At 36.1% G+C, this 12,892-nt stretch carries 12 protein-coding genes; 7 read left to right on the forward strand and 5 right to left on the reverse strand.

The window, feature by feature from the left end:
- Positions 1-235: 235 nt before the first annotated feature.
- A complete protein-coding gene (locus tag K6D58_RS03585) occupies positions 236-970 on the reverse strand; it encodes an ABC transporter ATP-binding protein (RefSeq protein ID WP_296827688.1) in 735 nt (244 codons plus the stop codon).
- A gap of 14 nt (positions 971-984) precedes the next feature.
- On the reverse strand, positions 985-1,773 hold the full coding sequence (locus K6D58_RS03590; RefSeq protein WP_296827691.1) for an ABC transporter permease: 789 nt from the start codon (positions 1,771-1,773) through the stop codon (positions 985-987).
- A gap of 537 nt (positions 1,774-2,310) precedes the next feature.
- Between K6D58_RS03590 and K6D58_RS03595 the strand changes: the two genes are divergently transcribed.
- Complete coding sequence (locus K6D58_RS03595) at positions 2,311-2,592, forward strand: hypothetical protein (protein WP_296827692.1); 282 nt, start codon at positions 2,311-2,313, stop codon at positions 2,590-2,592.
- Positions 2,593-2,763: 171 nt separating this feature from the next.
- On the opposite strand, the gene K6D58_RS03600 is transcribed toward K6D58_RS03595, so the two are convergent.
- Complete coding sequence (locus tag K6D58_RS03600) at positions 2,764-4,269, reverse strand: glycosyltransferase (RefSeq protein ID WP_296827694.1); 1,506 nt, start codon at positions 4,267-4,269, stop codon at positions 2,764-2,766.
- A gap of 184 nt (positions 4,270-4,453) precedes the next feature.
- Here K6D58_RS03600 and K6D58_RS03605 point away from each other — a divergent pair, with 184 nt between their 5' ends.
- The 5 genes from K6D58_RS03605 to K6D58_RS03625 are packed head-to-tail and all read left to right on the forward strand — an operon-like array spanning position 4,454 to position 10,052.
- Positions 4,454-5,290 (forward strand): glycosyltransferase family 2 protein, encoded by an 837-nt coding sequence (locus K6D58_RS03605; protein WP_296827696.1) that lies wholly within the window; start codon positions 4,454-4,456, stop codon positions 5,288-5,290.
- 9 nt (positions 5,291-5,299) lie between these two features.
- Entirely contained in the window at positions 5,300-6,691 is a 1,392-nt protein-coding gene (locus K6D58_RS03610; protein ID WP_296827697.1) for an ABC transporter permease, read from the forward strand.
- A complete protein-coding gene (locus K6D58_RS03615; protein WP_296827699.1) occupies positions 6,691-7,974 on the forward strand; it encodes an ABC transporter permease in 1,284 nt (427 codons plus the stop codon). Before K6D58_RS03610 ends, K6D58_RS03615 begins: the two co-directional genes overlap by 1 nt.
- A gap of 9 nt (positions 7,975-7,983) precedes the next feature.
- The gene (locus tag K6D58_RS03620) at positions 7,984-8,766 is read left to right on the forward strand and encodes an outer membrane lipoprotein-sorting protein (protein WP_296827701.1); all 783 of its coding nucleotides are present in this window, start codon (positions 7,984-7,986) and stop codon (positions 8,764-8,766) included.
- A gap of 5 nt (positions 8,767-8,771) precedes the next feature.
- Positions 8,772-10,052 carry a hypothetical protein gene (locus tag K6D58_RS03625; protein ID WP_296827704.1) on the forward strand — a complete coding sequence of 427 codons (1,281 nt, stop codon included), beginning with the start codon at positions 8,772-8,774 and terminating at the stop codon, positions 10,050-10,052.
- Here the strand turns inward: K6D58_RS03625 and K6D58_RS03630 are convergent, their stop codons facing one another.
- Both K6D58_RS03630 and glf read right to left on the reverse strand, forming a co-directional pair.
- A complete protein-coding gene (locus K6D58_RS03630) occupies positions 10,053-10,781 on the reverse strand; it encodes an ABC transporter ATP-binding protein (RefSeq protein ID WP_296827707.1) in 729 nt (242 codons plus the stop codon).
- Positions 10,778-11,899: a UDP-galactopyranose mutase gene (gene glf / locus K6D58_RS03635; RefSeq protein ID WP_296827709.1), complete on the reverse strand. Its 1,122-nt coding sequence runs from the start codon at positions 11,897-11,899 to the stop codon at positions 10,778-10,780. Before glf ends, K6D58_RS03630 begins: the two co-directional genes overlap by 4 nt.
- Before the next feature lie 111 nt (positions 11,900-12,010).
- Here glf and rfbA point away from each other — a divergent pair, with 111 nt between their 5' ends.
- Positions 12,011-12,886 carry a glucose-1-phosphate thymidylyltransferase RfbA gene (gene rfbA, locus K6D58_RS03640; RefSeq protein WP_296827712.1) on the forward strand — a complete coding sequence of 292 codons (876 nt, stop codon included), beginning with the start codon at positions 12,011-12,013 and terminating at the stop codon, positions 12,884-12,886.
- The last annotated feature ends 6 nt before the right edge of the window (positions 12,887-12,892 follow it).

Below are 12,892 nucleotides of genomic sequence, written 5' to 3' on the forward strand. Positions count from 1 at the left end.
GAAGTAGATAAAAATATAAAAAGTTTTTATTCATTTGAATTAGTAGCTCTTGATTATGATTGTATTTTTTTTGGTGGAGCTTATGGTAGATATTTATGAAAAGCGAATTGATAACTTCTTTGAATATCGAGATGGAAAATGCTGTGAAAGAATTTATAAAGAGATATTGAAATTACAAGAATAATGAGTAAATAGATTCTGAAAATATTCTTTTAATATTTCCAGAATCTATTAATCAACTCTTCACATAAGCATCACAAACAGGACCTGCTTCTCCTTTCATTTTTACTTCTCCATGGTCAAGCCACATTGCGTTTTTGCAAAGGCGTTTAACCTGGTCTATGGAGTGGGATACAAAAAGGAGGGTAGTGCCGTTTGATAAAAGTTCTTGCATTTTCTTTTCACATTTTTCCTTAAATTTAAAATCACCAACAGCCAGTACTTCATCCACAATAAGAATATCAGGCTTTACTAAAGTTGCAATAGCAAAACCAAGTTTGGCTCTCATACCAGAAGAAAAGTTTTTAATAGGAACATTTAAAAACTTATCTACTTCAGAAAATTCTACAATTTCATCATAGTGTTCCTTTATAAATTCTTCACTGTACCCAAGGACTGCTCCGTTTAAGAAAATGTTTTCTTTTGCAGTAAGTCTTCCGTCAAAACCTGCTCCAAGTTCAATAAGAGGAGAAATGCGACCGTTAATTTGAATTGAACCTTTGTAAGGTTTAAGGATTCCACAGGCAGCTTTTAAAAATGTAGACTTACCGGCTCCATTGCGTCCAATAATTCCCCAGGATTCACCTGCTTTAACTTCAAGATTTACACCCTGTAACGCCATAAATTCCTGAAACATCAGCTGGCGTTTAAGGATTTTAATTACAAATTCCTTAAGGTTATCTACGTTTTCAGAAGCAAGGTTATATCTTATATGAAGGTCTTCAATTTTAAGTTTTATATTGTTTTCCATTTTTTCCGCCTGAATTAAATGTAAAGAATGAATTTATCCTGATTTTTCTTAAAGAAAATCATACCTATTAGCAGTGCCACTATTCCAATTGTAAAGCCTTTAAGCATTGTAGTTGGATTTAACATGCGGTTTAAATACATAAGGTCACGGAACTGTTCTATAAACATATACATAGGATTAAATCTTGTTACATATTTTTGAAGGTAAGGAGGCAGCATGGTAAGAGGATAAAAAATAGGGGTAATGTAAAGCCATATTGTGATAATTACCTTCCAAATATACTGAATATCCCTAAAGAAAACATTTGCCTGGGCTAAAAATAATCCTACACCAAGACTAAATATGTAAACTTCAACAGCAGGAACAAAAAAGAGAAGGTTATAAAAAGAAAAGTTCGCATGAGTTGCCAGCATTACAATAAGAAGGGCCCCTAGAGAAAAACAGAATTCAGAAATCAGCTGGGTTGTAACAGCAGAGACTACAAATATGTATTTAGGAACATAGATTTTTTTTATTAAGGCACCGCTGTCTACAATTGAATGAATAGACATAGTAGCACACATACTGAAAAAGTTAAAAAGAATCTGTCCGCAAAGGTAATACAATGGAAAGTTTTTTATATCCCTTTTAAACATATAAGAAAAAACCACAGTAAGAACAATCATAATCATAAGAGGGTTAAGTATGCTCCAGATATAGCCCAGCATACTGCGCCTGTATTTAAGTTTAATATCGCGGCTTATAAGCTGTTTTAAAAGTCCCTTATATTTAATGAATGTTTTTGTGGAATTTATAATGTTCATAATAATCCATTATAATGAATAAAACTTAAAATGTCATTTAATTACTTTGGGCAATTTTAAGACTCATTTTTTTTTCTTTTTACTCCGATATAACCACTTTTTACAATTTCTACAAGCGGTACTGTTGCAAGCGGAACTGGAGTAACTGTTACAAATAATGACAGTCATGACGGAACTGTTCTTTACTATAGTTTTGGTACAGAACTTACAGCAGATAATTATTCTACTGCAGGAACACTGGCTACACTTACAAACGGTGCATTTACTTACTCTGTAACAGCAGCCGGAACCCTTTATGCAATTGCTGTTGTAACAAATAATGGTACAACTTACTGCTCTGATGTAGTTAGTGCTGAATATACACTTGCAGCTAGTAATGAAGATGTAATTGATTGTAGTTCAAGTAATGATTATACAGCCCTTTTCCCTACATCAAATACTGGTGGGGTTACAACTACAGTAACAACAGATTATTCAACTCTTGTATTTGCCCCAGGTACAGCTCAGTCAACATGTTTTGCTGATTCAAATATCAGAATGTATGCCAGTGGTAAGATAACAATTACTCCTTCAAGTGCTAAAACCATTACAGGTTTAACAATTACTGGGACACAAAATCTTACAACAATTTACACAGCTACTGTAACAACAAGTGATGATACAGAAACATGGACTGCAAGTACTGCTCTTAGTGGTGATGATGCATCTTCTGTAACCTGGAGTGGTACAGCTACTTCTTCTGCACCAATATATTTAATTTATAATGCAACTAAAGGCCATGCCAGAATCACATCCATCACCATTACCTACGCAGATTAATTTCTGCCGCAGTTCCCTTACAGGGGACTTGCTCAGGTAAAAAGTAAAGGCAGTCTCCTTTAACTAAAAGGGTACGGCCTTTTTATATTGAGGGTTTATTACAAAACCCTCAAAACGGCGAAGTCAAGGCTTTAAGCGTGAGCGTGCCTTGACTCGACGTATTCCTTAACTTTATATTCCCAGTCGTTTTGCCCAGGACTGCCAGCTTACAAGGTCAGCTTGTTTTTCTTTATAGCTTTTTATTTGCTTTTGATTTAGTGCAATTTTAAATACAGCCTTAATGATTTCAAAAGGAAGTCTGACTATATAAAATAAATCACAGCAGCATTTGCTTTTATGGCTGCGTAAAAAGCCATTAAGTTCTTCTCCGTCAATATTGTTAAGATGTTCTGCTCCCTTTAAAAAATCCCTGAAGGCAAGTTTTACAAAATAAACGGCCTTTTTTCTTTTAAGGGTATTAAAGGTCAGATGAACTGCATAAGTAAGGAAAGTTTTAAAAGCCAGGCATTTTTCTTCATGAATGGCATTGCTTGTAAGACGGTTTCTGATACTGTAATAGTAAAGGTAAGGGGAGTCTTTTCCGGCAAATTCCTGATGCCAGACAGAGATTCCGTTTACCATAATAAATTTGTTTTTGAATTTCCTGATTCCAAATTCAATATCATCCCCCTTAATAAAATAAGGCATAGGAAGCTGATCTTTATCAATACATTCAACAGGATAGCAGCAGTACCACCAGGCATTGAAATCCATTCTTACAGCCTTAAGGTTTTTCATAAGGACTGTCTGTTTACATAAGTTTGCATTCTTTCCCCAGGCTTTTAAGCGTAAAAAATCATAGCAGGAGCCCCGTTCGTGCTGAATACAGGGGTCATTAAGCCTTAACATGGCACCACCTAAAGCCCAGGTCTTATATTCATCCTTTAAGACTGATAAAAATGAATGATTTCTTGTAAAAAGGCCCCGGTTAAAAGCTATGTCATCATCCATAAGAATAATATGGCTGAAATTTTCCCTGTTTTTTAATACTTCCATTATTCCTCTGGTAAAACCACCGGCTCCACCAAGGTTTTTATTAGGGAATATTTTTGCAAAAGGAAAATCCTGCTGCCTTAAGTCCAGGGTCTGGCCGTTATCTATTACAAAAACTTTAAGGCTGCCGTCCTTAACTTTTTCCGTGCAGGCAAGTTCCTTAAGATTGCTGATAATAAAGCTTTCCCTGCGGTAAGTTGTAATTACAGCTGCCATTTTAACATCTGTGCTTTTATATTCATCCCTGCAAAACCAGTAGCCCTGGCAGAAATCACTGGTAATTTCGTTTTTTCTAAAAGAATCATCCTTTTTGTAAAATTCAGGGTAGAGTATGCTCTCTTCTTCAAAACCTTCAATATTGCAGGTAAAAATAAGCTCCTGGCCTGGATTACATTCTTTTTCTTCTATTATTGTTTCTATTATTTTATTTTTAAGAAGGCTGGCTTTTACAAGTAAAACACGGCAGCTGCATTTGGTGGTAAGGTTTAAGGAAACTTCTGAAATCTTAGTGTACTTATTGTATATTCCTGCGGCAAAGCTGTTAAAATAGCTGGCATAAGATACTTTATCCCCCAGATTCTTAAAATACAGGTGTTTTTTTCTGTTAAAATCGTTTTCCGGATAGGATATGTCAAACAATTTCATTATATGTTACCTTCACTAAATTTTTAAAATATTCCATAATAAGCCCAGAAGTATATGTATAATAATACATCTATCGATATAAACCAACATTAAAAATTTGAAATTTTCTTTGAAAATTTTCAAGAAAATGCAAATTTCTTTAAAAAAAGTTTGTTTTTTTTAGTTTATGGGTTAAAATATTAGTATGAGTAGTGAGTCAGATCAGATAGTATACAAGGATAATCTTGTATCAATTATTATGCCCTGCTATAACGGAAGCAGGTTCCTTGAAGAAACTATAAATTCAGTACTTTCTCAGAGTTATGACCAGTGGGAGCTTCTGGTTGTAGATGATGGTTCTACGGATTTATCCCTGGATATCGTAAAAAAATTCATGAAAAAGGACGACAGAATCACCTATATTACTCAGGAAAACTCAGGCTGTGCTTCTTCAAGAAACATGGCTATTAAGGTATCTTCCGGCCGTTATATCGCCTTCCTTGACTCAGATGACGTGTGGCATAAGGATTACCTTTCTATAATGCTTAATAAAATTCAGCAGGATAAATGTTTAAGCCACGTTGTTTTTTATTCCGGCTACAGAAGAATGAATGCAGACCTTACTTTTCCTTTACTGGAAGATTTTTCATGTCCTGGAGAAAGGGATTATAAAAAGCTGCTTATGCATTGTCCTGTTTTTCCGTCAGCTGCCATTGTTGACAGATTCAGGCTTAAAAATAATGTATTCTTCCGTGAATCCCTTATGAACCTCAGGGATGACTATGTTTTCTTCCTTGATATTCTTCGTCAGGGACTTAAATGTGTTGGTTTTGATGATATTCTTGTTGATTACAGAATGCGCAATGATTCAGTAACCGGCGGTGCAAAAAGAAAGATGATCAGGCCTCAGTGGAATGTTTATCATAATGTTCTCCGCCTGAGTGTTTTTAAAAGTGCATGGTATTTATGTACCTGGGCTATTAACGGAATTAAAAAGTACCATAAAAAACCTTTGCTTGTAACATCAGCTTTATTTCTTTAAAATAAGCCAATGATATTTTATCTGGCTTTTAAAAATATAATTTCAAGAAAATCTTCTCTGGTCATAATAGCTTTTATTTCCCTGGCTGCAATGCTTTTTGCTTTTTCCAATGCAGTTTTTGACAGTACTGAAAACGGCGTTCAGGAAACCTTCTGTTCAAGTTTTACAGGAGACCTGATTATCCGCCCGGTAAGTAATGTTCCCTTAAGTCTTTTTGGAGACGAGACACCTGTTACCGGCATGCTTACAAAAATCAACAGTATTCTTCCTTATCATCAGGTTAGTCAGGCTGTTTCTTCCTGTCCTTATGTATCGGCTTCAGTTCCTCAGGTTTCTTCTACAGCTATTCTGGAAAATGGAAAAAAAAGGCTGCCTGTTTTTTTATTCGGTACAGATTTTCCTGATTATTCCAGAATCATGTCTTCCATAAAAATTATTGAGGGAAGGGGTTTTGATTTTGATGAAGAAGCCTGTATGATTCAGTCTTCCATGGCAAAAGAAGCTGGTATTAAAGCCGGCAGTAAAGTTCAGTTTATGGTTGCAGACGGCATCTCTTTTAGAATCAGAAGTCTTACTGTCAGCGGAATCTACGAATATGCCTTTTCCCATTCTTCTTTAAATAAAATTGTTATTGCTTCTCCTCAGGTGGTAAGGGAACTGGCCGGAACAGAAAATACAGTCAGTCTTGATTATGATTTTTCTGACAGTGTTGAATCCCTTCTTGATTCAGATTTAAACGAAGATGATTTTTTCTTTAGCGAAGATCTTGATGATTTTGATATTGAAATTACAGAAAGCCAGACTCAGGATTATTCTTCTCAGGGCTCCTGGAATTTTATTATCTGCAAATCAGATGACGCAAGAAAGGCAGTTTATGATTTAAACTCATCATTTAAGAATAATGGATGGCCTGTAGAAGCTGTTCTCTGGCGTGATGCTGCAGGTAGTTCAGCCCTTTATATTTACTGGCTCAGGATAATTTTTAATGCCGGAATTCTTATAATACTGGCTTCGGGATTTATTGTTGTTAATAACACCCTGGTTATTCATGTTATTGACAGGACAAGGGAAATCGGAACTTTAAGAGCCATGGGAGCTTCTTCATTTTTTGTTTCTGCTGAATGTCTTATGGAAAATCTTATTCTTTCACTGGTATCTGCCTTTACCGGAATAATATTTTCCTTTATTTTATGTGCCCTTGTAAATAAAGTTGGTTTTCAGCTGCACAATGATTTTTTAATTCAGCTTTTTGGTTCTGAACCCCTTTGTTTTTCCATCAGGGTTCCTAACATAATTTCCGTATTTATACTTTGTCTTTTACTGGCTTTTATAGGCTGGATTCTTCCTGTCAGAAATGCACTTTCTGTAGAACCTGTAAAGGCAATTCAGGGGGCTAAATAATGTTTATTTTAAAGCTTGCTCTCAGGTCTTTTATTTACCGCAGAAAACAATATTTTTCTTTATTTCTGGTTTGTGCTGCAGGCTGCGGTATTTCTTTATTTTTTCTTTCCGTAACAAAGGGAATGATGGCTTCTTTAAGTGACAAGGCCAGAATTTATTATGGGGGAGACTACCAGATTATTGGCGGTACTAATGAACTTGGCTGTTACAATACTACAGATTTTATAAAGGGACTTGAGGATATTTTTCCAGAAGGAAGTGTTATAAGTCCCCGCTTTGATTACGATGCAGCAAGGGCTTCCTTTTACTTTGAAGGTAATTCCGCAAGACAGAGGGTTGTAAAGGGAGTAGATTTTAAAAAAGAAAAGCGTCTTCTTTCTTCCATCAATCTTCTTGAAGGTTCAATAGAAAATGTGGGCAGGGGTGGTATTCTTTTAAGCAGCCCTGTTGCTTCCATGCTTTGCGCCTCAGAGGGAGATAAAATCACTTTTATGGCACCGGCTTTTGGTGGTGGAGTCAATACAATTGATTTATATGTAAGGGGTATTTTTGAAGATTCCAGTCTGTTTGGAATGTACACTTCTTATATGGACCTTGATGATTTAAGACAGCTTCTGTGTACAGGGCATGATTATTCCAACCGTATCTGTCTTGACCTGAACGGGGCTAATATCAGTAAAGAGGACACTAAAAAGTATCACAGTCAGCTTAGTAAAAGAATAAAAATGTTTCCTCTTGTAGATGATAAACAGATTTTTTACGACCATCTTCTTTCCGGAAAATTTAAGGAAGATAATTTTGCCCTTGTTCCATTACAGGCAAACCTTCAGGACGTAAAGATTCTTATAGTTGCAATGAAGGCTATAACATCCTTTATCATTGGCATTTTAGTCCTGATTATTATAGTAGGAATAGGAAGTACCTTTAAGATTTTAGTAATGAAGCGTATAAACGAAATAGGCATTTATATGTCTTTAGGAATGAATAGGGCTCATATTATGCTTACAATTCTTACAGAAGCAGTGATTCTTGTTCTTGCAGGTTCCTTTGCAGGAATTCTTTTATCCCTTCTTTTAAGCCGCTTTATTTCTATTTTTAACTTTTCATTTATTCCGGCTTTTGATATTTTCTTAAAGGGTGGTGCTATAATTCCTTTGCCTGATATGACTAATATCTGTATCATATGTCTGTCAGTTTTGTTTTTTACTATAGCTGCTGTTACTGGTTCCGTAAGAAAATCCATCAGAATTATGCCCTGCAAGGCTCTGGCAGTAACAGAATAGGAGATTAAAATGAAAAAGTTATTTTTATTAATAACAGCATGTCTTATGACAGCTTCTATAAGTGCCCTTTCTGCAAATGAAGAGTTACTTAAAAAAGCTCAGGACAATACTTCTTTTTATGATACGGATTTTTATGCCCAGTATTCCATTGTTCAGGATAAGCCGGGAGAGGGCAGGTCTGTAACGGAAGCCCAGATGTTCCGCCGTGATAAAAGCCGTTGCTGGACAATTCTTGTAACAGCTCCTTCTTCAGAAAAGGGTAAGGGCTACCTGCAGCTTGATGAAACAATCTGGTTTTATGATCCTGCAGACAGACGTTTTACTTTTTCGTCTGCCCGGGATAAGTTTCAGAATACCAATGCAAACACTTCTGACTTTGGTCCCCAGAATTATTATACAGATTATAAAATTATAAGTGACAGCCAGGTAAAGCTTGGAAAATACAACTGTATTCTTTTTGAACTTGAAGCAAAAAAAGAGACAGCAGATTATCCTCTTGTAAAACTCTGGGTAAGCCAGGATGATGGTCTTGTAAGAAAAAAGGAAGATTATTCTCTTTCCGGAAAAAAAATCCGTACAACTGTAATTCCTTCTTATCAGAAAGTTACTTCTGCAGGTTATGAACGCCGTATCCCTGTAAGCATGATAATTCAGGACAATCTTAAAGGTAAAAAAATTGCCGGTAAAATGGAATACGAAAAAACTCTTGTTTCCATAAGCAATGTTTCCCTTAAAAAAGTTGAAGATGCAGTTTATACCAAGCCATACTTAGAAATGGCAGGGGCCAGGTAATAAAAATGAAAAAGTTTTTCTTCTTAATACTTTCTGTTATTTCTTCTGTAACTTTGTTTTCTCAGGAAACTTCAGATCTGGATTCTTATTTTGAAGATGCCAGTGACATTGAAGAAGCTGTAGTTGTAAAAGAAGAAAAAACTTCTGCTGCTCAGAATTCTTTTCTTTCTTCCATAAAATTTTCCGGTAACCTTACTTCTTCTTTAGGCGGTGGTCTTATCAGAAAAGATGGAGAAAATGATTTTACCGGATACCTTGAGCTTAAAAATCATTTTTATATTGATAGTGCTAAAAGCGGACTTTATAAAATCCATGGTGATATTTATACATCCCTCCCGTCTGCAGCTTCTTCTGAAAAATCAGAAGGGGCAGACATTATTACTTTAAGGGAACTTTATTTTGACTACCTTCTTTTATCCAGGGCCTACATTACTGCCGGTAAAAAAAAGACAACCTGGGGTTATCCCCGTCTTTTTACTTCAGACAGTAAGGATTCATCAGGCTCCCTTGATATAGCAGGTAACGGTATAACTTATGATTCTTCAATGAATACCAATATTCTTGCAGATACTTTATACGGAACTTCTGCCCAGCTAAGGCTTCCTGTAAAAAATGGAACATTGTCTGCTCTTGCTTTTTACAGGTCTTCTTCTTCTGAACTTTCCGAAGAAAATATTTCCTGGTGTTTTTCTGCAGAGTTTGTTTTATGGAACATATCCTTTAATCTTTTTGGAAGAAAAAATCCTAATCAAAAAGCTTCTGCCGTTACTTCAGGCCTTATAACTTACCAGCCTCATGTTGCAGGTTTTGAAACTAAAACATCCCTTGCTTCTTTTGATATTTACGCTCAGGAATTATTAAAGTTTACCTCCGTTAAAAAAATGCTGAAAGTCTTTTCTGATACAGACACCCTGCATTCTTCCGTAACAACTGCTGGTTTTTACAGACTTTTTTCTTTTAATGAATTTGATTTTGGCTTTAACGGTGAATATCAGCTGGAATATATTTTTTCTCCGGAAGATGGACAGGAGGATTTGTTTCACAGAACTTTTGCAGAAGCAGGTCTTCTTAGACTTGGAAAGAAAAACAATATTTCCATTGGACTTGACTGGCTACATAAGTATCAGGAAGAAGAAGGTTATGTTAAAGGCGGAATAAATATTGGCGGCATCTTCTCCTGTGCCGACTGGCGTACAGGATTTAAAGCCACTTATGAAGTAAAAGAAGAAGCTGATCTTACAGAATTTGTTTTTGGAAGCTGGATAAAATTTACTTTTAACTATTAATTACTGATTATCAATAATTTTTCCATCTTTAAGGCTGATTACCTGATCTGCCATATTTACGATTTTCTGATCATGAGTAGAAAAAATAAATGTAGTTTTAAGTTCTTCATTTATTTTTTTCATCAGGTCCAGAATCTGTTCTCCGTTTTTACTGTCCAGGTTTGCAGTAGGTTCATCTGCTAAAATCACAGGAGCTTTTGTTACAAGAGCCCTGGCAATTGCAGTACGCTGTCTCTGACCTCCGGAAAGTTCAGAAGGCTTATGCTTTTTCCAGTCTGTAAGGCCAACAGTTTCTATAAGAAAATCAACCCATTCATCTTTTTCTTTTTCTCCCATAAGGGCCCCTGTAGATTTTCCCAGGGACAGGGGAAGGGCAATATTCTCTTTTACATTAAGAACAGGGATAAGATTAAAGGTCTGAAAGATAAAACCAAGGGAACTGCGTCTCAGATTAGTAAGTTTTGCATCAAGTTTTGAAGGTATCTTACTGCTAAAATCAATGTCCCCGTAAACATCTTCTCCTTCAATAATAACTTTACCCCGGCTTGGGATATCTGTAAGACCGATTATGTTAAGAAGGGTAGACTTGCCGGAACCAGAAGGGCCTGACAGGGCGGCAAAACTTCCTGATTCAATCTGAAAGCTTATATTGTCTGCAGCTTTAACCTGTACTTTATCCAGCTGATAAATTTTTGAGACCTCTTTTAGTTCAACGGCAATGTTTTTCATTCTTTCTCCCAGGTGTTAAATACTTCTGCAATTACATCATCCATGTCGTAGTACTTGTACTGGGCAAGTCTTCCTCCAAAGATTACGTTTTTTTCTTTGTCGGCCAGTTCCTTATAGCGCTGGTAAAGGGCAGAGTTCTTCTGGTCATTTACAGGATAAAATGGTTCTGAACCTTCTGTCCATTCAGAAGAATATTCTTTAGAAATAACAGTTACCTTATTACCAAAGGCTGGGTTTTCCGGTTCAAAATGCTTGTGTTCAATTACACGGGTGTAAGGAACCTGACTCTCTGTATAATTAATAACAGCATTACCCTGATGGTTTACTTCGTTAAGCTTTTCTGTTTCAAAGCGTACTGTGCGGTATTCAAGTTTACCTAAGCTGTAACCAAAGAACTCGTCGATTTTACCGGTAAAAACAATTTTTTCTGCCATATCTTCATACTTTTTTCTGTCGGCAAAAAAGTCTTTTTCTGTTTCTACTTCTATTCCTTTAAGGAGTCCTTCTGTAAGCTTATTATAGCCTCCCAAAGGAATTCCCTGGTAAAGGTCATTAAAATAATTGTTGTCAAAAGTAAGTCTTACAGGAAGTCTTTTAATGATAAAGGCAGGAAGTTCAGTGCACTTACGTCCCCACTGTTTTTCTGTATAGCCTTTAATCAGCTTTTCATAAATATCTTTTCCTACAAGAGTTAAAGCCTGTTCTTCAAGATTTGCCGGCTCCCTTCCATTAAGTTCAGCAAGGGCCTGGGCCTTCTGTTCAGCAATTTTTTTCTCTGCTTCTTCAGGACTTATTACTCCCCACATCTGGTAAAAGGTATTCATATTGAATGGAAGGTTATAAAGTTTGCCCTGATAGTTAGCCACAGGACAGTTGGTATAGCGGTTAAATTCAACAAAAGAATTTACATAATCCCAGACTTTTTTATTACTGGTATGAAAAATATGAGCACCGTATTCATGTACATGGATTCCGTCAACATCACGGCACCAGATATTTCCACCTGTATGCTTTCTTTTATCAATTACAAGGCATTTTTTACCGGCTCTGGCAGCGAGATTGGCAAATACACAGCCGTAAAGTCCTGCCCCTACAATAAGATAATCATATTTTTTCATACAAATAATGTTACAGTTAAAGCTTAAAAAAAACAACCTGAACATCTTATTGAAGGAAGTAAGAATATCAATTATAATTTATTGATATATTTATACTGATGGAGCACTCATATGAAGGGAATAATACTTGCCGGTGGATCCGGTACAAGGCTTTACCCTATAACTAAGGCTGTTTCTAAGCAGCTTCTTCCTGTTTATGATAAACCAATGATTTATTATCCGCTTAGTGTCCTCATGCTTGCCGGAATAAGGGAAGTTCTTATTATTTCCACCCCCAGGGATCTTAATACTTTTAAGGAATTGTTTGGTGACGGTTCTTCTTTAGGGATGAGATTTGAATATGCCGTTCAGGAATCTCCAAGAGGCCTTGCCGATGCTTTTATCGTAGGAAAATCTTTTATTGGCAGTGACGATGTAGCTCTTGTTCTTGGTGACAATATTTTTTACGGACAGGGTTTTACTACCAGTCTTGAAAATGCAGTAGAACGCCTTAAGCAGGGTAAAGGTTCTACAATTTTTGGTTATTACGTAAAGAATCCTGTAGCTTACGGTGTTGTTGAGTTTAATGATAAGGGGCAGGTTCTTGGTATAGAAGAAAAGCCCCTTAAACCAAAATCAAATTATGCAGTTCCAGGTTTATATTTTTATGACAACAATGTAGTTTCCATTGCAGAAAATATTAAACCTTCTGCTCGTGGTGAACTGGAAATCACTGCCGTTAACAATGAATATTTAAACAGAAAAAGTCTGTCTGTTGAACTTTTAGGCCGCGGATTAGCCTGGCTTGATACAGGAACTTACGATGGTCTTCAGGAAGCAGGAAACTTTGTTGCAACAATTCAAAAAAGACAGGGAATGTATGTTGCCTGTATCGAAGAAATTGCCTACCGCAACGGCTGGATTAATAAAGAAAAACTTTTGCAGCTTTCAAGTCAGTATAAAACAGACTACGGTCAGTATCTTAAATTTATAGCAGAGTCCTTCTAAGATTTT

This window comes from Treponema sp. (assembly GCF_024696245.1).
GTDB lineage: Bacteria > Spirochaetota > Spirochaetia > Treponematales > Treponemataceae > Treponema_D.

Excerpts from the sequence above, each read along its gene's own strand:
- rfbA (WP_296827712.1), top strand. The coding sequence starts at position 12,011 with ATGAAGGGAATAATACTTGCCGGTGGATCCGGTACAAGGCTTTACCCT.
- K6D58_RS03605 (WP_296827696.1), top strand. The coding sequence starts at position 4,454 with ATGAGTAGTGAGTCAGATCAGATAGTATACAAGGATAATCTTGTATCA.
- K6D58_RS03585 (WP_296827688.1), bottom strand. The coding sequence starts at position 970 with ATGGAAAACAATATAAAACTTAAAATTGAAGACCTTCATATAAGATAT.
- K6D58_RS03630 (WP_296827707.1), bottom strand. The coding sequence starts at position 10,781 with ATGAAAAACATTGCCGTTGAACTAAAAGAGGTCTCAAAAATTTATCAG.
- K6D58_RS03595 (WP_296827692.1), top strand. The coding sequence starts at position 2,311 with ATGTATGCCAGTGGTAAGATAACAATTACTCCTTCAAGTGCTAAAACC.
- K6D58_RS03620 (WP_296827701.1), top strand. The coding sequence starts at position 7,984 with ATGAAAAAGTTATTTTTATTAATAACAGCATGTCTTATGACAGCTTCT.
- K6D58_RS03610 (WP_296827697.1), top strand. The coding sequence starts at position 5,300 with ATGATATTTTATCTGGCTTTTAAAAATATAATTTCAAGAAAATCTTCT.
- K6D58_RS03625 (WP_296827704.1), top strand. The coding sequence starts at position 8,772 with ATGAAAAAGTTTTTCTTCTTAATACTTTCTGTTATTTCTTCTGTAACT.
- K6D58_RS03615 (WP_296827699.1), top strand. The coding sequence starts at position 6,691 with ATGTTTATTTTAAAGCTTGCTCTCAGGTCTTTTATTTACCGCAGAAAA.
- K6D58_RS03600 (WP_296827694.1), bottom strand. The coding sequence starts at position 4,269 with ATGAAATTGTTTGACATATCCTATCCGGAAAACGATTTTAACAGAAAA.
- K6D58_RS03590 (WP_296827691.1), bottom strand. The coding sequence starts at position 1,773 with ATGAACATTATAAATTCCACAAAAACATTCATTAAATATAAGGGACTT.
- glf (WP_296827709.1), bottom strand. The coding sequence starts at position 11,899 with ATGAAAAAATATGATTATCTTATTGTAGGGGCAGGACTTTACGGCTGT.